Source organism: Streptomyces hesseae (assembly GCF_031845785.1).
Classification (GTDB): Bacteria; Actinomycetota; Actinomycetes; order Streptomycetales; family Streptomycetaceae; genus Streptomyces; species Streptomyces hesseae.
Window position 1 is genome coordinate 93,379 of record NZ_JAVRFI010000001.1, and the last position, 24,331, is coordinate 117,709.

22 protein-coding genes are annotated in these 24,331 nt (G+C 73.0%); 16 read left to right on the top strand and 6 right to left on the bottom strand.

The genetic code is table 11. From position 1 onward, the window contains the following. Window positions 1–108 precede the first annotated feature (108 nt). On the top strand, window positions 109–993 hold the full coding sequence (locus tag RM609_RS00390; RefSeq protein WP_311606871.1) for an NAD(P)-dependent oxidoreductase: 885 nt from the start codon (window positions 109–111) through the stop codon (window positions 991–993). A gap of 34 nt (window positions 994–1,027) precedes the next feature. Beyond that, window positions 1,028–1,624, top strand: coding sequence for an HD domain-containing protein (locus RM609_RS00395; protein WP_311606873.1), 597 nt, complete (start codon window positions 1,028–1,030; stop codon window positions 1,622–1,624). A gap of 25 nt (window positions 1,625–1,649) precedes the next feature. Here the strand turns inward: RM609_RS00395 and RM609_RS00400 are convergent, their stop codons facing one another. The 4 genes from RM609_RS00400 to RM609_RS00415 all read right to left on the bottom strand — a co-directional run bounded on the left by RM609_RS00400 (window position 1,650) and on the right by RM609_RS00415 (window position 6,558). After that, window positions 1,650–2,600: an esterase/lipase family protein gene (locus RM609_RS00400; RefSeq protein WP_311606874.1), complete on the bottom strand. Its 951-nt coding sequence runs from the start codon at window positions 2,598–2,600 to the stop codon at window positions 1,650–1,652. Window positions 2,601–2,692: 92 nt separating this feature from the next. Further along, entirely contained in the window at window positions 2,693–4,372 is a 1,680-nt protein-coding gene (locus RM609_RS00405) for a pyridoxal phosphate-dependent decarboxylase family protein (protein ID WP_311606875.1), read from the bottom strand. Next, window positions 4,369–5,748 (bottom strand): diaminobutyrate--2-oxoglutarate transaminase family protein, encoded by a 1,380-nt coding sequence (locus tag RM609_RS00410; protein ID WP_311606877.1) that lies wholly within the window; start codon window positions 5,746–5,748, stop codon window positions 4,369–4,371. The genes RM609_RS00405 and RM609_RS00410 overlap by 4 nt, the downstream gene beginning before the upstream one ends. A gap of 111 nt (window positions 5,749–5,859) precedes the next feature. Next, complete coding sequence (locus tag RM609_RS00415) at window positions 5,860–6,558, bottom strand: pyridoxamine 5'-phosphate oxidase family protein (protein ID WP_311606878.1); 699 nt, start codon at window positions 6,556–6,558, stop codon at window positions 5,860–5,862. A 226-nt stretch (window positions 6,559–6,784) separates the two neighbouring features. Here RM609_RS00415 and RM609_RS00420 point away from each other — a divergent pair, with 226 nt between their 5' ends. The 14 genes from RM609_RS00420 (at window position 6,785) to RM609_RS00485 (ending at window position 23,244) form a co-directional block, all read left to right on the top strand. Next, window positions 6,785–8,176 carry a lysine N(6)-hydroxylase/L-ornithine N(5)-oxygenase family protein gene (locus RM609_RS00420; protein ID WP_311606879.1) on the top strand — a complete coding sequence of 464 codons (1,392 nt, stop codon included), beginning with the start codon at window positions 6,785–6,787 and terminating at the stop codon, window positions 8,174–8,176. A 43-nt stretch (window positions 8,177–8,219) separates the two neighbouring features. Beyond that, window positions 8,220–8,570 (top strand): cupin domain-containing protein, encoded by a 351-nt coding sequence (locus RM609_RS00425; protein WP_311606880.1) that lies wholly within the window; start codon window positions 8,220–8,222, stop codon window positions 8,568–8,570. 53 nt (window positions 8,571–8,623) lie between these two features. Further along, window positions 8,624–10,279, top strand: coding sequence for a methionine--tRNA ligase (locus RM609_RS00430; protein ID WP_311606881.1), 1,656 nt, complete (start codon window positions 8,624–8,626; stop codon window positions 10,277–10,279). Then, window positions 10,276–11,352 (top strand): FAD-dependent oxidoreductase, encoded by a 1,077-nt coding sequence (locus RM609_RS00435; protein WP_311606882.1) that lies wholly within the window; start codon window positions 10,276–10,278, stop codon window positions 11,350–11,352. Before RM609_RS00430 ends, RM609_RS00435 begins: the two co-directional genes overlap by 4 nt. Before the next feature lie 211 nt (window positions 11,353–11,563). After that, window positions 11,564–12,577 (top strand): ETX/MTX2 family pore-forming toxin, encoded by a 1,014-nt coding sequence (locus tag RM609_RS00440; protein ID WP_311606883.1) that lies wholly within the window; start codon window positions 11,564–11,566, stop codon window positions 12,575–12,577. A gap of 195 nt (window positions 12,578–12,772) precedes the next feature. After that, a complete protein-coding gene (locus tag RM609_RS00445) occupies window positions 12,773–13,522 on the top strand; it encodes a TNT domain-containing protein (protein ID WP_311606885.1) in 750 nt (249 codons plus the stop codon). Beyond that, a complete protein-coding gene (locus tag RM609_RS00450; RefSeq protein ID WP_311606886.1) occupies window positions 13,519–13,776 on the top strand; it encodes a hypothetical protein in 258 nt (85 codons plus the stop codon). Before RM609_RS00445 ends, RM609_RS00450 begins: the two co-directional genes overlap by 4 nt. 55 nt (window positions 13,777–13,831) lie before the next feature. After that, window positions 13,832–14,713 (top strand): SAM-dependent methyltransferase, encoded by an 882-nt coding sequence (locus RM609_RS00455; RefSeq protein ID WP_311606887.1) that lies wholly within the window; start codon window positions 13,832–13,834, stop codon window positions 14,711–14,713. A 291-nt stretch (window positions 14,714–15,004) separates the two neighbouring features. After that, the gene (locus RM609_RS00460) at window positions 15,005–15,679 is read left to right on the top strand and encodes a transglycosylase SLT domain-containing protein (RefSeq protein ID WP_311606888.1); all 675 of its coding nucleotides are present in this window, start codon (window positions 15,005–15,007) and stop codon (window positions 15,677–15,679) included. A gap of 183 nt (window positions 15,680–15,862) precedes the next feature. Next, entirely contained in the window at window positions 15,863–16,678 is an 816-nt protein-coding gene (locus RM609_RS00465) for an ABC transporter ATP-binding protein (protein WP_311606889.1), read from the top strand. Next, window positions 16,675–19,221, top strand: a complete 2,547-nt coding sequence (locus RM609_RS00470; protein ID WP_311606890.1) for an FtsX-like permease family protein — start codon at window positions 16,675–16,677, stop codon at window positions 19,219–19,221. The genes RM609_RS00465 and RM609_RS00470 overlap by 4 nt, the downstream gene beginning before the upstream one ends. 215 nt (window positions 19,222–19,436) lie before the next feature. Continuing rightward, window positions 19,437–20,198 carry a DeoR/GlpR family DNA-binding transcription regulator gene (locus tag RM609_RS00475; protein WP_311606891.1) on the top strand — a complete coding sequence of 254 codons (762 nt, stop codon included), beginning with the start codon at window positions 19,437–19,439 and terminating at the stop codon, window positions 20,196–20,198. After that, the gene (gene pfkB / locus RM609_RS00480; protein WP_311606892.1) at window positions 20,195–21,139 is read left to right on the top strand and encodes a 1-phosphofructokinase; all 945 of its coding nucleotides are present in this window, start codon (window positions 20,195–20,197) and stop codon (window positions 21,137–21,139) included. Before RM609_RS00475 ends, pfkB begins: the two co-directional genes overlap by 4 nt. A 92-nt stretch (window positions 21,140–21,231) precedes the next feature. Then, window positions 21,232–23,244: a PTS fructose transporter subunit IIABC gene (locus tag RM609_RS00485; protein WP_311606894.1), complete on the top strand. Its 2,013-nt coding sequence runs from the start codon at window positions 21,232–21,234 to the stop codon at window positions 23,242–23,244. 78 nt (window positions 23,245–23,322) lie between these two features. Here the strand turns inward: RM609_RS00485 and RM609_RS00490 are convergent, their stop codons facing one another. Together RM609_RS00490 and RM609_RS00495 are read right to left on the bottom strand one after the other, a co-directional pair. Continuing rightward, complete coding sequence (locus tag RM609_RS00490; protein WP_311606895.1) at window positions 23,323–23,673, bottom strand: peptidase inhibitor family I36 protein; 351 nt, start codon at window positions 23,671–23,673, stop codon at window positions 23,323–23,325. A gap of 174 nt (window positions 23,674–23,847) precedes the next feature. Continuing rightward, on the bottom strand, window positions 23,848–24,288 hold the full coding sequence (locus RM609_RS00495) for a MarR family winged helix-turn-helix transcriptional regulator (RefSeq protein WP_311606897.1): 441 nt from the start codon (window positions 24,286–24,288) through the stop codon (window positions 23,848–23,850). Between the last annotated feature and the right edge of the window lie 43 nt (window positions 24,289–24,331).

The window sequence follows — 24,331 nt, forward strand, 5'->3', positions numbered from 1 at the left end:
CCATTCCGCATGGGTAGATGATTCGCCGCGCGGGGAGAATGGGTGAAGGTGATTACGCAGGGGTACTTTTCTCCATTCTCATATGACTCCACGTAATAGGGGGGAATAGTGGGAACGAAGGTGACCGTCCTCGGACTGGGGGCGATGGGCGCGACACTGGCCGGGGCCTTTACGGCGGCCGGCCACCGCACGACCGTATGGAACCGGACCGCGGGCCGGGCCGCCGCCCTGATGGAACGTGGCGCCGTGGAGGCGCCGTCGGCCGCCCAGGCCGTGGCGGCGAGCCCGCTGGTCGTGATCTGCGTATCCGCGTACGACGCGGTCCACGACGTCGTCGGCCCGCTGGCCGCCGGCCTCACGGGCTCCACCCTCGTCAACCTCACCTCCGGCTCGCCGCCGCAGGCGCGCGAGACGGCCGCCTGGGCGGAGCGGCACGGCATCGCCTATCTCGAAGGCGCGCTCATGTCCACGCCGTCGGGCATCGGCGACCCGGACTTCCTCCAGCTCTACAGCGGCCCGCGCGCCGCCTTCGACAAGCACCGTGAAACGCTCGCCGCGCTGGGCCACCCGGTGCACCTGGGCACCGACCCCGCCCTGCCGTCCGTCTACGACAGCGCACTGCTGGGCCTGCTGTGGTCCACGCTGACGGGCTGGCTGCACGGCGTCGCGCTCATCGGCGCCGAGGGCCCCGGTGGCGGGGTGACGGCGACGGAATTCACGGACGTGGTCAACCACTGGATGAAGAGCGTCGGCGCCTTCATGAACACATACGCGCCGCAGATCGACGCGGGCCGCTATCCGGGGGGTGAATTCCCCCTGACCCTCCACCTTTCGATGATGGACCTCCTCGCCCACGCGAGCGAACTCCGCGGTGTGGAACCGGGTCTGCCGGATCTCCTCCGGGAACTGACGGGCCGCGCGGTCGCGGCCGGCCACGGCGACGACAGCTACGCGCGGCTGGTGGAGTTCGTCCGCAAGAGCGGAAAACACTGAATTCAGGCGCCCTGTCGATTGCTAGGCTGTCGGGATGGTCATCCCCACGGCGCGGGAGATACACGCGCTGCATGAGAAGTACGCGCCGACTCCGGCCGCGCTGGAACTCGTGTACGCCCATTGCGAGATCGTCGCCCGTATCGCGGAACAGCTGCTTCCGAGTACCGGTCACCGGCTGGACGCCGGTCTTGTGCGCGCGGGGGCGCTGTTGCACGACATCGGCGTCTACCGGCTCTTCGACGAATCGGGCCGGCTCGATACGCGCGGCTACATCCGCCACGGTGTGCTCGGGCACGAGATCCTGCGCCGGGAGGGGTTCCCGGAGCGGCTGTGCCGGTTCTGTTCGTGCCACACCGGGGTCGGGATCTCCCGGCATGACGTCCACCACCAGAAACTCGATCTGCCCGTCGCCGACTACCTGGCCGAGAGCGCCGAGGAACAGCTGGTGATGTACGCGGACAAGTTCCATACGAAGAGCACGCCGCCGAAGTTCGTCTCCGCCGATTCCTACGCCGTCCATGTGCGGCGGTTCGGCGAGGACAAGGTCGGCGTCTTCAACGAACTCCGCGCCCGGTTCGGCGAACCGGATCTCGCGGCCCTCAGCACGCACTACGGGCACGCCCCGGCATGAACGCCCACGGAATTCCCGACGCCCGTCAGCCCTGAGCGGGCAGGAGCGGCAGCACGATGTGGCAGCGGGGCGGTACGGCGGCGGCCGGATCGAGGGCGTTGCGCACCAGACGGAGGGTGATGTCGTCGTAGACGGCCTTGACGTGGTCGGTGAGGTCCTGTGGGCACACGTCCTGCGTCACGATGTTGGTGACATTGGTGGCAGGCGGCAGTTGGGCCTCGGGGACCGTGACCGCGCCGTCGGTGCGGGAGATGATGGTGGTGTACCGCACCTCCGGCCGGGTGTAGCCGCCTTCGACGGTCTCACGCAGGAACGCCGAGCCCGCGGTGAAGTCGACGCACGCGGCGCAGGGCAGGGCCAGGACCTGGGCGAGGCCGGGGGTCCGGCCGAGGAGTGTGAAGAGGCCGTACACGCGCACGCCCCGGCTCACGGGTTCGACGCCGACCATGCGGCGGACCTTGTCCCGGCCGTGCAGGCGGTTGATGTAGTAGAGCGGCAGCAGTCCGCCCTGGGAGTGGCCGACCAGATCCACGCGCGGGGCGCCGGTCACAGCGCGCACGTGGTCCACGAAGGCGGCCAACTGGCGCGCCGAGGTCCGCATGGGGCCCAGTTGCTGGAACGGGCTGCCTTCGACGCCTCCGTAGTTGAAGGCGAAGACGCAGTAGCCGTCGCTCCGCAGCAGTGGAGCGAGCCGCGCCCAGTTGGCGTAGGCGTTCTCCAGGGTGCCGTTGACCAGTACCACCGGCTGTGGGTGGCGCGGGCCGGGCCGGCACCCGGGCTCGTCGGCCCCGGCGGGCAGGGCCCGTGGATGGGCCACGGAGTACAGCAGCGCGGCCAGGAAGTCGCTCTGCTCCGGACCCGCCGGTTCCGCCCCCGCGGGCGGTGCCGACGCGAGCGTCAGCACCGCTCCCAGCGCCCCGGCCGTCACCAGCCGGACGAACCGGCCCGTCCTCGTCCCATGTCTCTTCGTCCGCACACAGGGACAATGGCCGCACGCCTCACACACTGAACGACGCGCGCGGGCATTGCACCTGACGGAGGGACGGCCCGGACGGTTGTGCGGCGAGGTCAGGCCGGTACGCCGTCGAGGGCTCTCTCCGGTTCCCCGGCCCGTTCGGCTTCCTCGTGCTCCTCCGCCTGCCCGGCGGCCACGACGACGGCCAGCAGGGCGTCCACCTGGGCGGGGGTGGTGTGCGGGTTGAGCAGGGTGAGCTTGAGCCGTACGCGGCCCGGGCCCCGGCCGGGGAGTTCGGTGCGGCCGACTACCGCCCGGCCCTCCGTCAGCAGACGGCGGCGCAGCGCCGCGTTGAGGCGGTCCGCGTCGGCGGGGAGGCCGGAGGCGGGCCGGTAGCGGAAGACGACGGTGGTGAGGACCGGGGTCGTGTGGAGCTCCAGCAGCGGGTGGGCCCGGACCGTGGCCGCGGCGTGGTGGGCGAGGTCGTGGCAGGTGTCCACGAGCCGGCCCAGCCCGGCGCGGCCCAGGGCCGCCAGGGTTGCGGCGATCTTGAAGGCGTCGGGACGGCGCGTGGTGCGCAGGGAGAGGCCCAGGAGGCTGGGGTAGCCCGCTTCCTCGTCGTCGGCCGGGTTGAGGTAGACGGCGCGGCGGGCGAGCGGTGCGTAGGTCTCGGCGCGCCGGACCAGGAAGACCCCGGCGGGGGCCGGCTGCCAGCCGAGCTTGTGCCAGTCGAGGGAGAGGGAGTCGGCGCGTTCGACGCCCGCCAGGAGGGGGGCGAGCCGGTCGGAGAGCAGCGCCCCGCCGCCGTAGGCGGCGTCCACATGGAGCCAGACGCCGTACCGTTCGGCGATGTCGGCGATCCGCGGCAGGGGGTCGATGCCGCCGGTGTCGGTGGTGCCGGCGGTGGCGACGATCGCCACCGGGGTCTCGCCCCGGCCGACGGACTCCGCCAGGAGCGCGTCCAGGGCGGCGGGGTCCATGCGCAGGTCGCGGTCGACGGGTACGGCGGTCACGGCCCGCTCCCCCAGGCCGAGGACGGCGGCCGCGCGCTGGACGGAGAAGTGGGCGGCCTCGGAGGCGAAGATCCGGGGCGTCAGGTCGTGGGGCAGTCCGGCGAGTTCGGTGGCGTGTCCGCCGGACCGGCCGAGGGCGTGGTCGCGGGAGAGCATCAGGCCCATGAGGTTGGACTCGGTGCCACCGGAGGTGATCACCCCGGCGGCCGCCACCGGGTCGTAGCCGACGAGGGCGGCGAGGTCGCGCACCAGGGCGGTCTCGAGCTCGGTCGAGGCGGGTGCCTGGTCCCAGGAGTCCTGGGAGGGGTTGAGGGCGCTGACGGCGAGGTCGGCGGCGACCGCGAGGGCGAGCGGCGGGCAGTGCAGATGGGCCGCGCAGGCGGGGTCGGCGGGGTCGGCGCTGCCCCGGGTGAGCAGGGTGGTGAGCCGGCGGAGGACGTCGTCGGGCGCGGCCGCTTCGCCGGTGGGGCCTTGGGCCGGGTGGTCCCCGTCGTCGACGAGGGCTTCGCCCGGGTGGCCCCGGCCGGTGAGGGCGGCCGGCTCGCCGGTGGCGCTCATGGCCGGGAGGTCCTGGCCGCCCAGCGCGGCCCTGACGAAGGAGGCGACCCCGGCGGGGCCGCCCGCGGGCAGCGGTCCGCCGCGGAGCGCCGCGCCGTCGGCGAGGCCGGCCAGCACGGCGTCGAGGAGCGGCCGCAGGGCCTCGGGGCCGGCGACGCCGCCGGACAGGGCGGGGGCCGGCGCGTCGGCGTCGTGCCCGTCGTGGGGGATGGCGCGTGTCACAGCCGGCCTCCCGCGACGTCCGTGCCCGTCGCCGCTTCCTCGATGGCGTCGGCCAGCCGGTCCAGCACCGCTTCGGCCTGCTCGTCCGTGATGGTCAGCGGCGGCAGCAGGCGCAGCACGGCGTCGTGCCGGCCGCCGAGTTCGACGATCAGGCCGCGGCTGAGGCAGGCGGCGCGGACGCGTGCGGCGAGGTGGGGGTCGGCCGGGCGGGCGCCGCAGGAGTCGGGCTCGGCGCCGGGGTCGACGAGTTCGACGCCGAGCATCAGGCCGCGGCCCCGGACGTCGCCGATGACCGGCAGCGAGGCGCGCAGGCCCTCCAGACGGGCCGTCATCCGGGCGCCGACGACCGCGGCGCGCTCGGCGAGGCCCTCGGCGGCTATGTGGCGCAGGGTGGCCGCACCGGCGGCCATGGCGAGGGTGTTGCCGCGGAAGGTGCCGGTGTGGGCGCCGGGCCGCCAGGCGTCGTAGTCCTCGCGGTAGACGACCACGGCCAGCGGGAGGCTGCCGCCGATGGCCTTGGAGAGGACCATCGCGTCGGGGACGATCCCGCTGTGCTCCACGGCCCACATCGCGCCCGTGCGCCCGGCGCCGGTCTGCACCTCGTCGACGATCATCGGGATGCCGCGCTCGGCGGTGATCCGCCGCATCTCGCGCATCCACGCGTCGGGGGCGGGGACCACGCCGCCCTCGCCCTGGACGGTCTCCAGGATCATCGCGGCGGGCGGCAGCACCCCGCCCGCGGGGTCGTCGAGGAGGCGCTCGACATAGGCGGCCGACAGTTCCGCGCCGCGCTCGCCGCCCACGCCGAAGGGGCAGCGGTAGTCGTAGGGGTAGGGCAGGCGGGTCACTTCGCCGCCGCTGGGCAGCGGCTCCTTCACGGCGACGTTGCCGGTCACGGCCAGCGCGCCGGCGGTCATCCCGTGGTAGGCGCCCGTAAAGGCGAGCAGGCCGCGGCGGCCGGTCGCGGTCTGCATCAGCTTCAGGGCCGCCTCGACGGCGTCGGTGCCGGCGGGGCCGCAGAAGTGCACGCGGGCGCGGTCGCCGAAGCCCTTGGGCAGGTTCTCGAAGAGGACGCTGGTGAAATCGTCCTTGTCCGCGGTGGCGAGGTCGAGCATGTGCAGCGGGGCGCCGCTGTCGAGGGTCCGCCGGATCGCCTCCAGGACGACCGGGTGGTTGTGGCCCAGCGCGAGCGTGCCCGCGCCGGAGAGGCAGTCCAGGTAGCGCCGTCCGTCCGCGCCCTCCACCGTCATCCCTTCGGCGCGCACCGGCACGATCGGGAAGGTACGGGCGTAGGTGCGGGCGGAGGACTCACGGCTGTGCTGCCGCCGCAGGACGGCGTCCTTGCCGTCGAGGGCGTTGCCGGTGGCGAGGGTCATCGCGTAACTCCTGTGGATCCGGGCAGACGTGGGGCCCGGCGCTTGCGGAGCGGCCGTGGGAGCCGGGCGGAGGGAGGAGCCGAAGGGGGAGGGCTCAGCCGAGCAGAGGGCTCAGCCGAGGGGGCGGTGGGCGCGGTCGGCGAGGTGGGCGGGGGCGGCTATGCCCTCGGCCAGGGCGGGGTCGGCCTCAAGGGCGCCCCAGGACTGCCGGAGGGGCAGGACGCCCGCCCAGACGCCCAGTTCGGCGTCGGGGCCGTCGCCGTCGTCGGGCGGGCCGGTACGGACCTTCACCGAGGCCTCCTCCAGCGACAGCGCGAGCAGCGCGGTCGCGGCGAGTTCCTTGCGGCTGGGCCGGCGGGCGTAGTCCCACTGGCCGGGGGTGACGTGCTCGGTGAGGCAGCGCAGTCCGGCGAGCTTCTCCTCCGGGTCGGTCACGACCCTCGGCACGCCGTAGACCATGGCGCTGCGGTAGTTGACGCCGTGCTCGAAGACGGAACGGGCCAGGACCAGTCCGTCGACGTGAGTGACCGTCAGGCAGACGGCGGCCTCGGGCGAGGCGACGAGGCTGCGGCTGGCGACGGAGCCGTGGAAGTAGAGCGTCGCGCCGTCCGCGCCGTAGACGGTGGGTACGACCATGGGCACGCCGTCGACCACCACGCCCAGGTGACACAGGAATCCGGCCCCGAGGATGGCGTCGAGCTCGGCCCGGCTCGTGCTGCCCTGCTCGCGCAGGCGTCGGTGACGGGTGCGTTCCGTCACGGCGAGGGTGTCGGGCAGTGCGGTGGCCTGATCTGGATCATGTTCGAACACGATGCGTCAGCCTGCCCGCCCTGCGGGCTTTTGGCAAGAGATCTCTTCGCCCAGAGGCCGCGGTTGCGCCGAATACACCGTGAGCCACTCAAATACCAAAGGATTACTTGCCTTTCGCCTCGACCTGGGCAAAGGTGTTCGAGCGGTCCGTCCTGTGGCGAGCCTCCGCCTCCGGCCCTCCCCGGAACCCGCCCTCCCTGGCACCCTCTGGCACGAAAGAGTGGGAATGACGACAGATATGCACTCCGCCGCGGAGCCTCTCGACCTCCTGGGCGTAGGCATCGGCCCGTTCAATCTCTCACTCGCCGCGATGGCCGACGGCGTGCCCGGTCTGCGGTCGGCCTTCCTGGAGCGGACGCAGGAATTCCGCTGGCATCCGGGGCTGATGATCGACGGTACGACGCTCCAAGTCCCGTTCCTGGCGGACCTGGTCAGCCTGGTCGACCCGACGAGCCCCTGGTCCTTCCTCGGCTACCTCAAGGCCATCGGGCGGCTCTTCCCGTTCTACTTCTCCGAGCAGTTGCACATCCACCGCGCCGAGTACGACGCGTACTGCCGCTGGGTGAGCGAGCGGCTGACCCAGTGTCACTTCGGCCACCAGGTCGACGCGATCACGTGGGACGAGCGGCACCAGGTGTTCACCGTCGACTACACCTACGAGAACGGCGACGAGGTCCTGGCCGGCCGGGGGCACGCCCGCAACCTGGTGCTCGGCATCGGCACGGAATCCGCCATTCCGCCGGTGCTGCGGCCGTTGACGGACGACCCGGCCGTCACGGCCATTCACTCCGCCGACTATCTGTCCCGCCGCGCGGAGCTGCTCACCCAGCGGCACGTCACGGTGATCGGATCCGGCCAGTCCGGCGCCGAGGTCTTCCTGGACCTGCTGCGCGCCCGGCCCGAGGGCGCCGAGGGCCTCCAGTGGATCAGCCGCTCCCCCTCCTTCGCGCCCATGGAGTACTCGAAGCTGGGCCTGGAGCAGTTCACCCCGGACTACACCCGCTTCTTCCGCCGGCTGCCCGAGGAGACCCGCGACCGGCTGGTGCCGGCACAGTGGCAGCTGTACAAGGGCATCAGCGGCGACACCATCGGCGACATCCACGACGAGCTCTACCGGCGCACCCTGACCGGCGGCTGGCCCGACGCCGTCCTGCGCCCGGCCACCGCCGTCCGCGGCGGACGGGCGAGCGGGGGACGTATCGAGCTGGAGCTGGAGCACATCCAGGAGGGCGGCCGCGAGACGCTGACGACCGACGCGGTCGTCCTCGCCACCGGCTACACCGAACGCCCCAGCGACGGTCTGCTGCACGGCCTCGCCCCCTTCCTCGTCCGCGACTCGGCCGGCCGGCCGGTGGTCGACGCCGACTACCGGCTGACCCTCGACGGACCGGTCACCGGCTCCGTCTTCGTCCAGAACGCGGAACGGCACACCCACGGTGTCGGCGCCCCCGACCTGGGGCTCGCCGCCTGGCGCTCGGCCGTCATCCTCAACGCGCTGACGGGCCGCGAGGTCCACCCGCTGCCCTCGCGTACCGCGTTCACCACCTTCGGGATCCCGCGCGCCGACCGGTCCGCCGACGGCGCCGACGACACGGCCGGCTCGGCCGCCCGACGCTGATCCCCGCCCTCACCGTTCCCCTTCCCTACCCTCCGGAGCAGCCATGCTGATCAGGAAGACGGGCGAAGACCAGCTGGTCGACGCCTACGGCATCCGTTTCCAGCAGATCTACCCGCACGGCGGTGAGGAGCTCGCTCCCTGGGGCGTGGGCCGTGCCGTCGTCGAGCCGGGCGGCACCACCGATCCCCACGACCACGAGGACCACGAGATGTTCGTGTTCCTCTCCGGCCACGGCGTACTGACCGTCGACGGCGAGGAGTGCGAGGTCGGCCCCGAGGTCACCGCGCTGCTCCCGGCCGGCAGCCGGCACCACGTGCGCAACACCAGCGACACCGAGCGGCTGGTCTTCCTCTCCGTCTACTGGCCCACGGACCACGGGCCCATCGACCTCTGAGCCACCGCGCCGCGTACCACCTATCGCCGAGACTTCCGATCCGGAGCCCCGTCATGTCCTCGTTCACCCTGGTCACCGCCGCACCGCCCACCCCCAACGGCGATCTCCACCTCGGCCATCTGTCGGGCCCCTACTCGGGCGCCGACATCCGGATCCGCGCCCACCGCCTGCTCGGCGCCGAGGGCCTGTTCGTGACCGGCTCCGACCTCCACCAGAGCTATGTGCCCACCAAGGCCCGGCGGGACGGCACCGACCCCCTGGAGATGGCGGAGGGCTTCGCCGACGAGATCGCCCGGATCTTCGACTCCGCCCGCTTCGCCCCCGACGCCTACGTCCGCCCCTGGCGCTCGGAGCTCCACGGGGCCATCGTCGGCGAGTTCTTCGCCCGGCTGCACGCCCAGGGGGCGCTGCGCGTCCGTACCGAGCAGGCCCTGTTCTGCGGCGACTGCGAGCGGTACCTCTTCGAGGCGCACCTCACCGGCAAGTGCCCGCACTGCGGCAGCGCCAGCGACGGCAACTCCTGCGAGAACTGCGCGCTGCCCAACCGGGTCACCGACGTCGTCGCCCCCGTCTGCAACGCCTGCGGCGGCACGCCCGAGGAACGCCCCGTCGAGCGGCTGGTCTTCCCGCTGAGCGAGTACGCCGACCGGCTGCGCGCCTTCCACGCGGCCACCGCCATGAGCCCGCAGCTGGAGGCCCTGTGCGCGGACATGATCGAGCGGGGCCTGCCCGACATCCCCGTCAGCCACCCCACCGACTGGGGCCTGCCGATGCCCGTCCCCGGCTTCGAGGACCAGCGGATCTACGTCTGGGCCGAGATGATGCCCGGCTACTTCGCCGAGCTGGCCGAGGCGCTGCGCGCGACGGGCCGGGACGCGGACGAGTGGCGCTCGGTGTGGAACGACCCGCAGACCGAGATCGTCCAGTTCTTCGGCTTCGACAACGGCTACTTCCACGCCCTGCTCCAGCCCGCCCTGCTGATGGCCTACGACGCCGGCTTCCAGCTGCCCCGGGCCCTGGTGACCAATGAGTTCTACCAGCTGGGCTCGTCCAAGTTCTCCACCAGCCGCCGCCACGCCGTCTGGGCCAACGACCTGCTGGCCGCCGTGCCCGCCGACACCGCCCGCTTCGTCCTCTCCCACGACCGCCCCGAGAGCGAGCGGACCTCGTTCGGCTGGGAGCGCTTCCACGAGCTGGCCGACGGCGAGCTGGCCGGGCGCTGGCAGTCCTGGCTGACCGGCCTGTTCACCCGGATCGAGACGCAGGCCGGGGGCGCGATACCGGCGGGCGAGCCCCTGCCCTCCCAGGAACGGTTCCTGCGGCTGCTGGAGCGCATCGCCGAGGACTGTCTGAGCGCCTACTCCGCCGCGGACTTCTCCCCCCGCCGCGCCACCCGGCTGCTGCGCGAACTGGTCGTCTGTGCCCAGGACTTCGCGGCCGCCCAGAGCCGCACCCGGGACTCGGGACAGGACTCCGGCCGGGCCGCCGCCGCGATCGCCGCCGAGGCCGCCGCCGCGCGGACGCTCGCCCAGCTCGCCCACCCGGTCATGCCGGACTTCGCGAGCCGGCTGTGGACCGCCCTCGGCGAGACCGGCGAGCCGCGCTGGGACGGCGTACGGACGCCCGCCGCCGGCCTGCGCGTCGACACCGCCGCCCGCTTCTTCACGCCGCTGCCCGCCGATCTCGAAGCGCGGGTCATGGCGTCGTGAGCCGTACGGCCCTGGTGGTCGGGGCGGGGGTCTTCGGCCTGGCCGCCGCCCGCGCGCTCGCCTTCCGCGGCTGGTCGGTGCGCGTCATCGACCCCAACGAGCCCGGGACGGCAGGCGCTTCGAGCGCCGAGACCCGTATCCTGCGCCTCGCCCACGGCACGGACGACTGGTACACGGGCCTCGCCCACCGGGCGGCCGCGCTGTGGCGGAAGCTGGAACGGGAGTCCGGCCGGCGGCTCCTGCTGCCCACCGGCGTCCTCACCCTGGGCCCCCGCGACGGCGACGACTGGGAGCGGGCGAGCGCGGCACTACTGCGCCGCCTCGGCGCACCGGTCGAGACCCTCACCGCCGACGCCGTGACCCGCCGCTTCCCGGGCTTCGACGGCGGCGGGACCGGTACGGCCCTGTTCGAGCCGGAGGCCGGGGTGCTCCTGGCCCGGGCGGCGGTGCGCGCGCTCGCCGGTTCCGCCCGGGAGCGGGGAGCGGAGCTGCTGCGCGGCGCCGCCGTCCCGGACGGCGGCACGGCCGTCGTCGACGGCGAGCCGCTGCGCGCCGACCTGACCGTCTGGGCGGTCGGGCCGGCGCTGCCCGCGCTCTTCCCCGGGCTGACCTCGATCCGCCCGTACCGCCAGGACAGCTGGTACGTGCGGCCGCTGGGCCCCTGGGCAGCGGCTGAGACCGAGGGGCAGCCGGCCTGGCTGGACCGGGCGCACGGCTGCTACGGGATCCCCGCGGTCGGGGAGCTCGGCGTCAAGGTCGTACCGGATGTGGAGACCGATCCGGACGCCTCCGCCGGTATGGGCCCCGAGGAGATCCCGCGAGCCCTGCGGGACTACCTCCGCGCCCGGCTTCCCCACCTCGCCGGCTCGCCTGTCCTGCGCCGCGAGGTCTGCTCGTACGCGCTGACCCCGGACGAGCACTTCCTGCTCGCCCGGCATCCCGGCCGCCGGGACGTCTGGCTGGTGGGCGGCGACTCCGGGCACGGCTTCAAGCACGGGCCCGCGTGGGGCGAGTACGTGGCCGACGTCGTCGAGGGCGGGCGCGAGGCCCTGCCGCGGTTCGCGCTGCGCTGACGGTCGCCGTGGCTGCGGCTGCGGCTGCGACCGTGGCCGTGTGCGTCCGGGCGACGGCATGGCGTGAGCAAGTCGGGGGATTTCAGGGTTTCTTCCGATACTCCTGGGGTCTTCGGGACCAAAGTCCCTATGCAGGCCGGTGAAAGCGGAATCCAATGATCAACAAGCAGCTCGCCCCTCCGCCACCGACCCCAAGAAGGTACGGAATTCAATGAGTTATGTCTCCCGACGTCGCGTTCTCGCGCTCGCTCCCGCTGTCGGAGTCGCCGCCGCCGTCCCCCTGTCCGTAGCGACCGCGAGCGCCGCCGGCGCCGCTCCGCGTCCGCAGGCGAGCGCCAAGGGCAAGGGCGCCGTCCGCTCGCTCCAGGAGATAACGGACGAGTGGGGGAAGTGGATGGCCAGGGAGAGATTCCCCAAGTCCAACGGCTGCCGCTTCACCGCGTCCACCGAGTACGGCAAGCAGAGCGCCCTCGGCGACTACCACAAGCACCAGGTCTCCGCGAAGTACAGCGGCATCGTCTACGACCCCAACGCCCCCTCTCCCGTGCCGGGTCAGGTCACCTCCGTCTCCACCAACTACCGCAACGGCACGGACGTCGAGCAGCTGGTCACGTACAAGCAGAGCAAGACCACCGAGCAGGACCTGCGGATCTCGGTCACCGAGTCGCTGAAGATCGGCGTGACCATGGAGGTCTCGGCGGAGATCCCCGCCGTAGCCAAGGTCAGCGAGACCACGTCGATCGAGGCCAGCCTCTCCTCCACGCAGGAGTACACCCACAAGGAGACACAGAACTGGAGCGTCGACCTCCCGCTGAAGATCCCCGCGAAGTCGGTCGTCGAGGCGTCGCTCGTGGTCGGCACCCAGAAGTACGACATCGACTGGACCGCCACCGTCAACCTCAGCGGAAACGTGGCCATCTGGTTCAACGAGAAGGTCGACCTCAACCACGACGGCGACAACCACTGGCTGTGGTTCGTGCCGATCGAGGAGGTCCTCCGTGACTGCCGGGCCAACGGCATCGTCGACGTCACCGGCTACGAGATCACGGCGGACGGCGTGAGCGCCTTCGCGAGCGGCAAGTTCAGCGGCGGCCAGGGCGTGTCCCTCAACATCAACGCTGTCCAGAAGCCGCTCGACGGCCGGCAGAAGCGCAGCGTCGAGACGCAGACGATCCCGGTCGCCCTCGACCGGAACGGCAGGAAGGCGAGCGTCCCGGGCCGCTGAGCCGGAACGGCCGGCACGGCTGAAGCGGTCCGCACGGCCGGAACTGCCGGAATACTTCCCTCCTCTTCATCTGGCTGATCTTGGTCTGCCCGCACGACCGGGGTCCGGGAGAACATGCGAGAGCACGGCGACCCATGGGGTTCCCGTGCTCTCCGTGTGTGCACGACATCCCAGGTGAAGGGGAGCAGGAAGAGAATGAACACCCGAATACGCTTACTCGTGGCGGTCTGCGGCGCGACGCTGACCGGCTCGCTGCTCGCCGGCCCCGCGACCGCGGCTCCGGCGGAGGACGGCCGGGGCCGCGTCCCCGCGGCCGCCATGGGAGCGGGCGGCGAGACAAAGGCCGCCGACCTCCGGGCCAAGCTGTGCACGGGCGCGTTCGACGCGAAGAACCCCCAGCTCGGCCCCGCCGCCAATACCCTCCCCGGGCCCTCGCAGAAGCCCGTCGGACCGCTGCTCAAGGGCTACGACAGAACCGGGCACCTCAAGCCAGACGCGTTCCTGAGCGCCTACTGGACCGGAAAGCCCACCTGGAAGTACCCGCCGGACGACGGCTTCGCCAAGCACGGCGGCAAACTCGACAAGAACAAGACCCAGCTGAAGGCCGGCCAGAAGCTCGACCGCTTCGGCCACGAGGGCGGCTCCTTCCTCGCCCCCGCCGGCGCCCCGTACTCCCAGCGCGCCCTGCCGCCGGACAGCCTCCAGACCATCGACGACAAGTACCCCTGCAATTACCACGTCTACACCGTCGCCAAGCCCTTCACCGTCTGGCAGGGCGGCATCGCGGCGTGGTTCGAGCAGCGCGGCGGCGGCCAACAGATCCAGCTCGACCCGGCCCTCGTACCCGGCGCCCCCACCCCGAAGCTCAGCGTGAAGTGGCTGATCGACAACGGCTACCTCAAGCGCGCCGACACGAGCGCCACCACGGGCGCCACGACGGGATGACCGAACCGCTGGACCGGCGGCGGATGTGCGCGGCGCTGCGCGCGGCGGGGGTGAACGACCGCCTCTACTCCGTCGAGGGCGTCCACGAGCCCGCGGCGCCGCTCCCCGACTTCCACTTCCTGCGCCTACGCTCCGGGATGTGGGAGACCGGTCTCTTCGAACGCGGGGAGTACGCCGTGACGGCGCGCTTCCCCGCCTCGGAGGAGACGGCCGCCTGCCATGAACTCCTGCGGCAACTGCTCCCCGGCGAGTGAGCCGGGCCACCACCGGAAAACAAGCGCTTCTGCGAGAGAGCTCCCGAGGAAGACCATGTCTTACGACGACAGCACGCCGAACACGCCGCTCACCGGAGACCCCGTCGACGCGGCGCGCCGCTACTACGACACCAGTGACGTCGATGCCTTCTACGCCAGGATCTGGGGCGGCGAGGACATCCACACCGGGATCTACGCCCATGAGGAGGAGCCGGTCGCCGCCGCCTCCCGCCGGACGATCGAGCGCGCGGCCGACAAGATCGCGGAACGCCTCGCCCGGCTCGGCCCGGAGTGCCGGATCCTGGACCTGGGCTCCGGCTACGGCGGCCCCACCCGCTACCTGGCCGAACGCTTCGGCTGCCGCGTCGTCGCCCTCAACATCAGCGAGAACCAGAACGAGCACCACCGCAGCGTCAACGCCGAGCGCGGACTGGACGGCCTCATCGAGGTCGTCACGGGGTCGTTCCAGGACATCCCCTTCAGGGACGGGCACTTCGACGTGGTGTGGTCCCAAGAGGCCTTCTGCCACAGCGGCGATCGCCAGGGGCTGCTCCGCGAGGCGGTCCGCGTGCTGGCACCCCGGGGCGACCTGGTCTTCACCGATCTGATGGCGGCCGAGGACACCCCTCCGGAGGCCCTGCACCGGACGATCGCGCGGCTTGAGGTGGACGCCCTGGCCACGCCCTCGTTCTACCGCCGTCAGCTCACCGCGCTCGGACTGGCGCGCGTCGACTTCGACGACCGGAGCGAGCAGCTGCTCACCCACTACACCCGGCTCACCGACGAGACCCGGAGCCGGGCCACGGAGCTCGGCGACGTCATCAGCGCCGGCTATCTGGCGGGCCTCATGGAGAACCTGCCCCTATGGGTGGACGCCTGCCGCGACGACCTGCTGCGGTGGGGCATTTTCCACGCACGCCACGCGCATGCGGAGTGACGTGTGGTGAGGGGGAGGGTGGCGGGATGTGAGCCGGGCCATGAGAGGTGGGTCACCTACGAGGTGGGGTAGTGGGTGGGTGGTGTGCCCGTGGGTGCAATTCGAGCATTTGGGTTGTGGTCTGGACCTTGTTTGTGGGGGTGTGGGGTAGTAGGTCACACCTTTGCCAGGGGGTTCGGGCGCCGCTAACAATTGCGGAGTCGCCTGGCGCCGTCGATCGAGAAACGGCGCTCTTGTTTGCGCCAATGACGGCCACCGGCGATTAAGCGATTGGAAGGGTTCAGCTCAGTTATGCGCTCCACCATCTCCGGCTATACCGCTCTGCCCAAGGCTCACAAGATCTCCGCCACCGCTGTCCTGGTGGCCGCTGGTGCCGCTGTGGCCCTGGCCGCCGTCCCGGCCACCGCCGCCGAGACCACCGGTGTGAAGACGGTGGCGCAGAGCGCGAACGAGTTCGGTGCCACGCAGCAGGCCGAGCTGGACAAGGCCACCGACGCCGCCACCGCCCAGGCCACCACCACGGCCACCGCCAAGAAGGCGGAGGCCAAGAAGGCCGACGACGAGCGCGCCAGCCGTTCCACCGAGCGCACCGCCCTGAAGCCCGCCACCAAGCCCGCCAAGGCCGCCCCGGCTGCCAAGGCCTACGGTGACAACCTGGACGGCTGGATCAAGCAGTCCCTGGACATCCTGAGCTCCAAGGGCATCCCCGCCTCCTACGACGGCATCAAGCGCAATGTGATGCGTGAGTCCACCGGCAACCCCCACGCCATCAACGACTGGGACGTCAACGCCGTCAACGGCGTCCCCTCCAAGGGCCTGCTCCAGATCATCGACCCCACCTTCAAGGCGTATCACGTCGAAGGCACCTCCTGGGACATCTACGACCCGGTCGCCAACATCACCGCCTCCTGCGCCTACGCCGCCGACAAGTACGGCTCCATGGACAACGTCAACTCCGCATACTGATCAACACCAACGATCGCCACAGGGCGGCGGCACCCCACACCCGGGGCACCGCCGCCCTCGCTGCATTCCCCCTTCATCGCCGGGGGATAGCCCCACCCCGGAGAGCCCAGCGATCTCCATGGTCCGGCCACCCTCCCCTCCGTAGCGTCGAGTGCGTCATCGATCAGCGAAGGAAGAGGCATCATGGCCTGGCGCCACGACCCCGTACGCACCGACCGGGACCCGGGTGGGTCCCCCGCGATCGAGTTGCGGGCGGTGACGCGCCGCTACGGACGGGGCGACTCCGCCGTCCACGCGCTCCGAGGGGTGGACCTGGCCCTGGCTCGGGGGAGCTTCACCGCCGTGATGGGCCCGTCCGGGTCGGGCAAGAGCACGTTTCTCCAGTGCGCCGCCGGGCTCGACCTGCCGAGCTCCGGTGAGGTGCTGCTGGGCGGGGAGGAGATCACCCGGCTCGGCGAGGACCGGCTGACGAAGCTGCGCCGCTCGCGCATCGGGTTCGTCTTCCAGTCGTTCAATCTGCTGCCCTCGCTCACCGTGCTCCAGAACGTCCTGCTGCCCCTGCGGCTCGCGGGGCAGCGGCAGGACCGCGCGCGGGCGCGGGAGCTGCTCGCCTCCGTCGGTCTGGAGCAGCACGGCGGGCGGCGCCCCGCGCAGCTGTCCGGTGGGCAGCAGCAGCGGGTGGCGATCGCCCGGGCCCTGATCACCGGGCCGGAGGTGGTGTTCGCGGATGAACCCACCGGCGCGCTGGACTCCCGTACCGCCCTGGAGGTCCTGGGGCTGCTGCGCCGGGCCGTGGACACCATGGGCGCCACGATCGTCATGGTCACCCATGACCCCGTGGCCGCCTCCCACGCGGACCGGGTGCTCTTCCTCGCCGACGGGTCGCTCGCCGGTGAGCTGTGGCGGCCGGACGCCCAGGCGGTGGCCGACCGCATGGTGGCGCTCACCACCCGCGGTGGCACCGTCCGTAATGATCTGCTCAACGGGGTCGCGGCATGATGAACGGCCTCGCGCGGGCGTCCGTGCGTTTTCGGCCCGCGTCGTTCGTGGGCGGCTTCGTCGCGCTGCTGCTGGGCGCCACCGTCCTCACCGCCTGCGGCCTCCTCCTGCAGACCGGTATCACCGCCGAGGTGGAGCCCGTGCGGTACGCACACGCTCCGGTGGTGGTCGCGGGCGACCCGTTCGTCCGGACCCAGCACGTCAAGCACGGCAAGGAGAAGGAGGAGGAATCGGTCGCGCTGCCGGAGCGCGGCCGCGTGGACAGTGCCCTGGTGGGGCGTATCGCCGCCCGGCCCGGGGTGGCCGCTGCCGTGCCGGACCTGTCCTTCCCCGTCCAGCCGGGCGGGGGCGCGTTGCCTTCCGTGCTCACCGGCCGCGCCATCGCGGCGGTCGGGCTCACCGCGCCCGGTGCGTCCTCCCTCGTCGCGGGGCGCGGGCCCGGCGCCGGGGAGGTGGTCCTGGACGAGGCCACCGCGCGGGCCGCGCGGCTGTCCGTGGGCGACCGCGTGGCGCTGACCGCCCCGGGCGGCGGCGGAAGCTACCGCGTCTCGGGGCTGGCGGCCGCGCGGGCGGGCGGCGCGAGCGTGTGGTTCGCGGACGCGGTGGCCGGGCGGATGTCCGGGCATCCCGGGACGGTGGACGCCATCGCGGTCCGGCCCCGGGCCGGTGTCACCGGCACCGCCCTGGCCGAGCAGGTCCGGCGAGCCGTGGACGGCCGTGCCGAGGTGCTGACCGGCGCCGCGCGTGGCGGCGCCGAGGAGCCGGGCCTGGCCGAGGGCAGGACGGTCCTGACAGCGCTGGGCGGGTCGTTCGGCGGTATCGCGGCGATGACGGCGGTCTTCGTGGTGATGGGCACGATCGCCCTGGCCACCGCTCAGCGGGCCCGGGAGTTCGCCCTGCTGCGGGCGATCGGCGCGACCCCGCGCCAGATCCGGCGCACCATCGCCGCCGAGGCGATGCTCGTCGCCCCGGTGGCCGGTGCCCTGGGCATTCTGCCGGGCCTGGCGCTGGCCCGCTGGTGGTTCGGGGAGCTCGTGGCGCGCGGCGCCGTCCCCGGGCAGGTGTCCCTGGACACCGGTCCGCTGCCGATGGTGATCGCCGTGGGGACGAGCGTGCTGGCGGCACTGATCGCCGGCTACGCGGCCGCCCGCCGCCCCGCGCGGCTGCGGCCCGGCCAGGCCCTGGGCGAGGCCGCGCTCGAGCGCGCCCGCCCCGGCGTCGTACGGATCGTCCTCGGTGCGCTCAGCACGACCGGTGCCGTCGTCCTGGCGTTCGTCTCGGCGCGGCTCGACGGCGCGGACGCCGCCAACACGGCGCTCGGCGTGGTCATGTGTTTCCTGCTGGCCGTGGCCCTGCTGGGGCCGCTGTTGGCCCGGCTGTGCACGGGCCTTCTCGGGCTGCCGCTGCGGGCGGGCGCGGCGGGGGCCGCCGGTTCGCTGGCCGCCGACAACGCCCGCGCCCAGGCGCGCCGGCTGGCGTCCGCCATCACCCCGATCGTGATGGTGACGGCGTTCTGCGGCACGCTGGTCTTCCTTCAGAGCACGATCCGGCACGTCTCCGCCCAGCAGGTCGAGAGGGCCGTGGTCGCCGACCATGTGCTCGCGGCCACCGGCCCGGGTCTGCCCGCGACCGCCGCCGACGCGGCGTCCCGGGTGCCGGGGGTGGCGTCCGCGACGGGTCTGCTGCGCACGGGGGTCGTCGTCCGGCCCGGGGACGGGTTGTCGTCGGTGACCGCCCTGGGGGTGTCCGGTGATCCGGCGACCCTGCCGAAGGTCCTCGACCTGGGCGTGACCAGCGGGTCGCTGCGGGGGCTCGGGGCCGCGACGGATACCGTCGCGCTCGACGCCTCGCTCGCCGACACCCTCGGGGTGCGGACCGGCGACCGGGTCCCGCTCCGGCTGGGCGACGGCACCGCCGTCCGGCCCACGGTGGTCGCCACGTACGAGCGCGGGCTCGGCATGGGGCAGGTGCTGCTGCCGCGTGCGGTCGTGGCCCCGCACGTGACCGCCGCCCTGGACAGCCATGTGCTCGTCGCCGACGCCCCGGACGCCGACCGGGCGGAGGTGGCACGGCGGCTCGCCGGGCTCGCCACGGGCGCCACCGTCACGGACGCCGCCGGGTACAGCGCGCAGGCGGACCGGAATCAGGAGCTCAACGGCTGGGCCAACACCGTCATGGCGGCGGTCCTCGGCGGCTTCGCCGCCGTCGCGGCCGCCAACACCCTTGTGATGACCGTCCTCGACCGGCACCGCGAGGTGGCCCTGCTGCGGTTGTCGGGCACCACCCGGCGCCAGGTGCGCGGCATGATGCGCTGGGAGGCGCTGCTGGTGGCGGGCACGGGGCTGCTGGTGGGCGGCGCGATCGCCTGGATCACGCTGGTGCCCGTCGCCCGGGGCGTCACCGGTGCCGCACCCCACGTACCGGCCGGTCTCGCGCTGTCCCTCGCCGCGGGGGCGGTGGTCCTCACCCTGGCCGCGACCGGCCTGCCCACGCGCGCCCTGCTGCGCACCCGGCCGCTGGAGGCGGGGGTGGGACGGCAGTAGAGCCCGGAGTACTTCACAGCGCTGACCATCGGCACCACACCCGAGATGAGGGAGGGATTCGCTGTCGAACGGGCCGTCGACGCGACTCCTCCTCTCCCCCCTCGCCATGCCCGATCATGTCCGTTTGATTGCCCGATTCTGTTTACTTCTTCTCCATCCAGTCAGTAGGGTGGCCGATAACAACAGATTCGGGCATCGAACGGAAGTAGTCCTTCATGTACGCACCGGAGCGTCAGCAGGAGATCCTGCGTCTCGCCCGTGAGCGCGGCCGGGTGGAGGTGCTCTCCCTCGCCGAGGACTTCCGGGTCACCGCCGAGACCGTGCGGCGCGACCTCAAGGCCCTAGACCGGGCCGGGCTCGTCCTGCGGGTCCACGGTGGCGCCATCCCCGCCGGACGGCTCGACTTCGAGCCGGACCTCGCCGAGCGGGAGACCACGGCGGCGGACGAGAAGGACGCCATCGCGCGGGCCGCCCTCGCCGAGCTCCCCGCCGACGGCAGCGTCATCATCGACGCGGGCACGACGGCCGCCCGCCTCGCCGGGCTGCTCCCCCTGGACGCCACGCTCACCGTCGTCACCCACGCCCTCCCGGTCGCCGCCCGGCTGGCCGACCACCCGGGCATCACGCTGCACCTCGTCGGCGGCCGCGTGCGGCGCCGTACGCGCGCCGCCGTGGACGAGTGGGCGCTGCGCGCGTACGCCGAGATCCACGCGGACGTCGCCTTCCTGGCGACCAACGGCTTCTCCCCCGACGGCGGTCTGACCACGCCCGATCTGGCGGAGGCCGCCGTCAAGCGGGCGGTGGCGGGCGCGGCGCGGCGCGTGGTGCTGCTCGCCGACTCCGCCAAGTACGGTCAGCGGCACTTCGCGCGCTTCGGCGACCTGGCCGACGTGGACCTGGTCGTGACGGATACGGGCCTGTCGCCGGAGGACGCGCGGGCCGTCGAGCTGGCCGGGCCGGCGGTGGTCCGCGCGTGATCCTCACCGTCACTCCCAATCCCAGCCTGGACCGCACCTTCGAGGTTCCCCGTCTGGAGCGCGGCGCGGTGCTGCGGGCCGGTGCCGACCGGGTCGACCCCGGCGGCAAGGGCGTCAACGTCTCGCGTGCCGTGGCCGCCGCCGGGCGGCGCACGGTCGCGGTGCTACCGCTCGGCGGCGCGGAGGGCGCGCTGCTGGAGCGGCTGCTGGACGAGCACGGCATCGAGGTGGCGGGGGTGCCCGTCCATGGCTCGACGCGTGTGAACGTCGCCGTCGCCGAACCGGACGGCACCCTCACCAAGATCAACGCCGCGGGTCCCGAGCTGGACCCGGCCGAGGCGGACGCCCTGCTCGCCGCCGTGGGGGCGCGGTCGGCCCGCGCGGACTGGGTCGCCTGCTGCGGCAGCCTGCCGCGCGGCCTGGCCCCCGAGTGGTACGGGCGACTGGTGGCCGCCGCGCACGCGGGCGGGTCCCGGATCGCCCTGGACACCTCGGGGCCCGCGCTCACGGCGGCCCTGCGGGAGCGCCCGGACGTCGTCAAGCCCAACGTGCACGAGCTCGCCCAGGCCGTGGGCCGTCCGCTGGCCACGATCGGCGATGTGGCCGACGCGGCCGAGGAGCTACGGGCCCTGGGCGCGCGGGCGGTCCTCGCCAGCCTCGGCGCGGACGGCCAGCTGCTGGTCGACGACAGCGGCACGCACTTCGGGACGGCGCCCGTCACCACCGTGCGCAGCGACGTCGGCGCGGGCGACGCGTCCCTGGCCGGTTTCCTCGTCGCCGGGGGGACCGGCCCCGCCGCCCTGGCCTCGGCCCTCGCGCACGGCGCGGCGGCCGTGGGACTGCCCGGCAGCGTGATGCCGGCCCCGGCCGATCTCGTGCCGGAGGCGGTGACGGTCACGGCGACGGTGCCGTACGACCGCGCGCTGGCCGAGCCCGCGTGACGTCTTTTCCTCCCCCTTCTCCTCCCCTTTTCTCCTCCCCCTCTCCGTCCCCCACCGCCCGCCGGGCGTCAGCGCGTGCAAGGGAGCCCGCGATGAGTGAACTGATCACGGCCGGACTGGTCGACCTGGACCTGTCCGCCAGTACCGCCGGTACCGGCGGTACGAAGGAAGCGGCGGCGCGCTCGCTCGCCGAACGGATGCGGGCCCTGGGCCGGGTCACGGACCTGGAGGGCTTCCTGGCCGATGTTGCCGCGCGCGAGGCGCAGATGCCGACGGGGCTCGACGGTGGCATCGGCATCCCCCACTGCCGCAGCGCGCACGTCACCGAGCCCACGCTGGCCTTCGGCCGCGCCTCCGCCGGGATCGACTTCGGGGCGCCGGACGGCCCGGCGGACCTGATCTTCCTGATAGCCGCCCCGGCGGGCGCCGACAGCGACCATCTCACCATCCTGTCGGCGCTGGCGCGGCAGCTGATGAACGCGGAGTTCACGGGCGCGCTCCGGGCGGCGGAGAGCGCGGAGGCCGTCGCGGCACTGCTGCGCGGCGACGCGCCTCCGGCGCGGGAGGAAGTCCGGGCGGCCGCAGCGGCGGAGCCGACGTCTCCGGCCGCGGCCGACACCTCCCGGCGGCAGCCGCTCCGTATCGTCGCGGTCACGTCCTGCCCGACCGGTATCGCGCACACCTATATGGCGGCCGAGGCGCTGCGGCAGGCCGCCCTGGACGCGGGGGTGGAGCTCGTCGTCGAGACGCAGGGTTCCGCCGGGTTCACCCGGCTCGACCCGGCGGTCGTCGCGGCGGCCGACGGCGTGATCCTCGCCCATGACGTGGAGGTGCGCGAGCGGGCCCGTTTCGCGGGCAAGCCCACCGTGGACGTCGGGGTGAAGGCGGGCGTCAACCGGCCCGCCGAGCTGATCGCCGAGGTGCGCGAGCTGGCGGCGGCCGGCGGTGCGCCGGTGGCGCGCCCGGCCGCGCCCATGGACGCGGGGGCCGGGGTGGGCGACGGGTTCGGCACCCGGTTGCGTACGTGGCTGATGACGGGCGTGAGCTACATGGTGCCGTTCGTCGCGGCGGGCGGTCTGCTGATCGCCCTGGCCTTCGCCGTCGGTGGCTACCAGGTGAACAAGGCGCCGTCCGTCGCCGACCACTTCCTGTGGACGGAGTCCGCGAGCTGGGCCGCGTTGTTCTTCCAGACCGGCGGGGCCGCGTTCGCGTTCCTGGTGCCGGTGCTGGCGGGCTATATCGCCTACGGGATGGCCGACCGGCCCGGGCTCGTGCCCGGTTTCGTGGGCGGTTCGATCGCCCTGACCGTGAACGCGGGCTTCCTGGGCGGGCTGATCGCCGGTCTCCTGGCGGGGGCGGCCGTCCTGGGCGTCCGGCGGGTGACCGTCCCGCCCGTGCTGCGCGGCATCATGCCCGTGGTCGTGATTCCGCTGCTCTCGTCGGCGGTGGTCGGGTTCCTGATGTTCCTGGTGGTCGGCAAGCCGGTCGCCGCGCTCCAGAAGGCGCTCACCGACTGGCTGGGCGGCCTGTCGGGGACGAACGCGGTCGTCCTGGGCGCCGTGCTGGGCCTGATGATGTGCTTCGACCTCGGCGGCCCGCTGAACAAGTGCGCGTACACCTTCGCGGTCGGCGGGCTGGCCGACCCCAACGCGGGCAGTCTGAAGGTGATGGCGGCGGTCATGGCGGCCGGGATGGTGCCGCCGCTGGCGATGGCCCTGGCCACGGCCGTGCGCGGACGGTTGTTCACCCGGGCCGAGCGGGAGAACGGCAAGGCCGCGTGGGTGCTGGGCGCCTCCTTCATCACCGAGGGCGCGATCCCCTTCGCGGCGGCGGACCCGCTGCGCGTGATCCCTTCCGCGATGGCGGGCGGCGCGGTGACGGGCGCCCTGTCCATGGCGTTCGGCTGCACCCTGCGGGCCCCGCACGGCGGTGCCTTCGTCGTCCCGCTGATCGGGCAGCCGCTGCTGTACCTCGTCGCGATCGCGGCGGGCACGGGGGTCGGCGCCGCGCTGGTCGTCCTCCTCAAGGGGCTGCGCCGCCCCGAGCCGGGGACGGAGCCGGAAACGGAAACGGAGACGCCGGCGGCGGTGGTCACCGCCGCCTGACACCGCTGTCCTCGCGAACGCCTGCGGGTCCCGGCCTCCCACGCCGGGACCCGCAGGCGTCTGCCGTGGGTCATGGGGTCAGCAGTTGCCCCCGTTGACCCCGTCGATCCGGCCGCCGAAGTCGCCCCCGTACGCCCGGCGCCAGTCGCCGCCGTGCACCTGGCGGGTCTCCTTCGGGTCCCAGTTGATGAAGCAGGCGTCGGTGCTCGCGACGAAGGAGCCGACGTTGTCGTGGAGGGCCGGGGGCATGTCGCGGTAGCCGCTGGAGGCCGTCCACTCCCAGCTCGAGCCGTGGTAGTCCGACCCGCTGAAGAAGCAGACCGAGCCGTTGGGGCAGGCCGGCGGCCCGGCGGCCGGGGCGGCGAAGGCGCTTGTCGCGGGCATGAGGAGCGCGATCAGGGACATGGTGACGGCGGAGACGATTCGCATGTTTCATCCTTTTCTACGGCTTCTACGGCTTCTACGACGGTCACGGAAGGCGGCGGCGGTGTCCTGAAGCAGCTGCTTCACCGCCACCGACAGCGACATCATCCGCACCCTTGGTGAGCGCGGTCGAGCGCTTCGATCACCGTCGAAGGGCCGTACCCCGCCGCACCCCGGCGGCTACGCGTCCCCGGAGGACTCGTGCGCCGCGTTGTAGCGCAGGAGGTGCGCGGCGAAGCCGGCGAGATCGTCCTCGTTCCAGTCGGCGAGGCGCTCCTGGAAGGCCGTGTGGCGTCGGGCGGCGACCTGGGCGAGGGTCTCCCGGCCCGCCGCCGTGAGGTGGAGGACCTGAACGCGCTGGTCGTCGGGGTCGACGCGGCGTTCGACGAGGCCGAGGTGCTCCAGCGTGGCGATCTGCCGGCTGACAGTGGACTTGTCCAGCAGGTAGTGGGCCGCGAGGTCGGTGGCGCGGCAGCCCTGCCGGTCCTCCAGGTGGGACAGCAGGGTGAAGGAGACCAGGGAGAGCTCGGGGTGCATCCGGGCGGCGGAGGCGCGGGCGCGGCGGGCGAAGGCGGTCAGCTCCCGCTGGATGATCTCCACGGACTCGTCACGGTGGGGCACGGGGACTCCTTTCAGGCCATGTGGTTGTAGAGTACAACTTGAA

Coding starts and splice junctions, on each gene's coding strand:
- RM609_RS00395 (WP_311606873.1), top strand. CDS start 1,028: ATGGTCATCCCCACGGCGCGGGAGATACACGCGCTGCATGAGAAGTAC.
- RM609_RS00410 (WP_311606877.1), bottom strand. CDS start 5,748: ATGACCCTCGCCACCGGCAACGCCCTCGACGGCAAGGACGCCGTCCTG.
- RM609_RS00420 (WP_311606879.1), top strand. CDS start 6,785: ATGACGACAGATATGCACTCCGCCGCGGAGCCTCTCGACCTCCTGGGC.
- RM609_RS00425 (WP_311606880.1), top strand. CDS start 8,220: ATGCTGATCAGGAAGACGGGCGAAGACCAGCTGGTCGACGCCTACGGC.
- RM609_RS00430 (WP_311606881.1), top strand. CDS start 8,624: ATGTCCTCGTTCACCCTGGTCACCGCCGCACCGCCCACCCCCAACGGC.
- RM609_RS00440 (WP_311606883.1), top strand. CDS start 11,564: ATGAGTTATGTCTCCCGACGTCGCGTTCTCGCGCTCGCTCCCGCTGTC.
- RM609_RS00445 (WP_311606885.1), top strand. CDS start 12,773: ATGAACACCCGAATACGCTTACTCGTGGCGGTCTGCGGCGCGACGCTG.
- RM609_RS00450 (WP_311606886.1), top strand. CDS start 13,519: ATGACCGAACCGCTGGACCGGCGGCGGATGTGCGCGGCGCTGCGCGCG.
- RM609_RS00455 (WP_311606887.1), top strand. CDS start 13,832: ATGTCTTACGACGACAGCACGCCGAACACGCCGCTCACCGGAGACCCC.
- RM609_RS00460 (WP_311606888.1), top strand. CDS start 15,005: ATGCGCTCCACCATCTCCGGCTATACCGCTCTGCCCAAGGCTCACAAG.
- RM609_RS00465 (WP_311606889.1), top strand. CDS start 15,863: ATGGCCTGGCGCCACGACCCCGTACGCACCGACCGGGACCCGGGTGGG.
- RM609_RS00470 (WP_311606890.1), top strand. CDS start 16,675: ATGATGAACGGCCTCGCGCGGGCGTCCGTGCGTTTTCGGCCCGCGTCG.
- RM609_RS00475 (WP_311606891.1), top strand. CDS start 19,437: ATGTACGCACCGGAGCGTCAGCAGGAGATCCTGCGTCTCGCCCGTGAG.
- RM609_RS00485 (WP_311606894.1), top strand. CDS start 21,232: ATGAGTGAACTGATCACGGCCGGACTGGTCGACCTGGACCTGTCCGCC.
- RM609_RS00490 (WP_311606895.1), bottom strand. CDS start 23,673: ATGCGAATCGTCTCCGCCGTCACCATGTCCCTGATCGCGCTCCTCATG.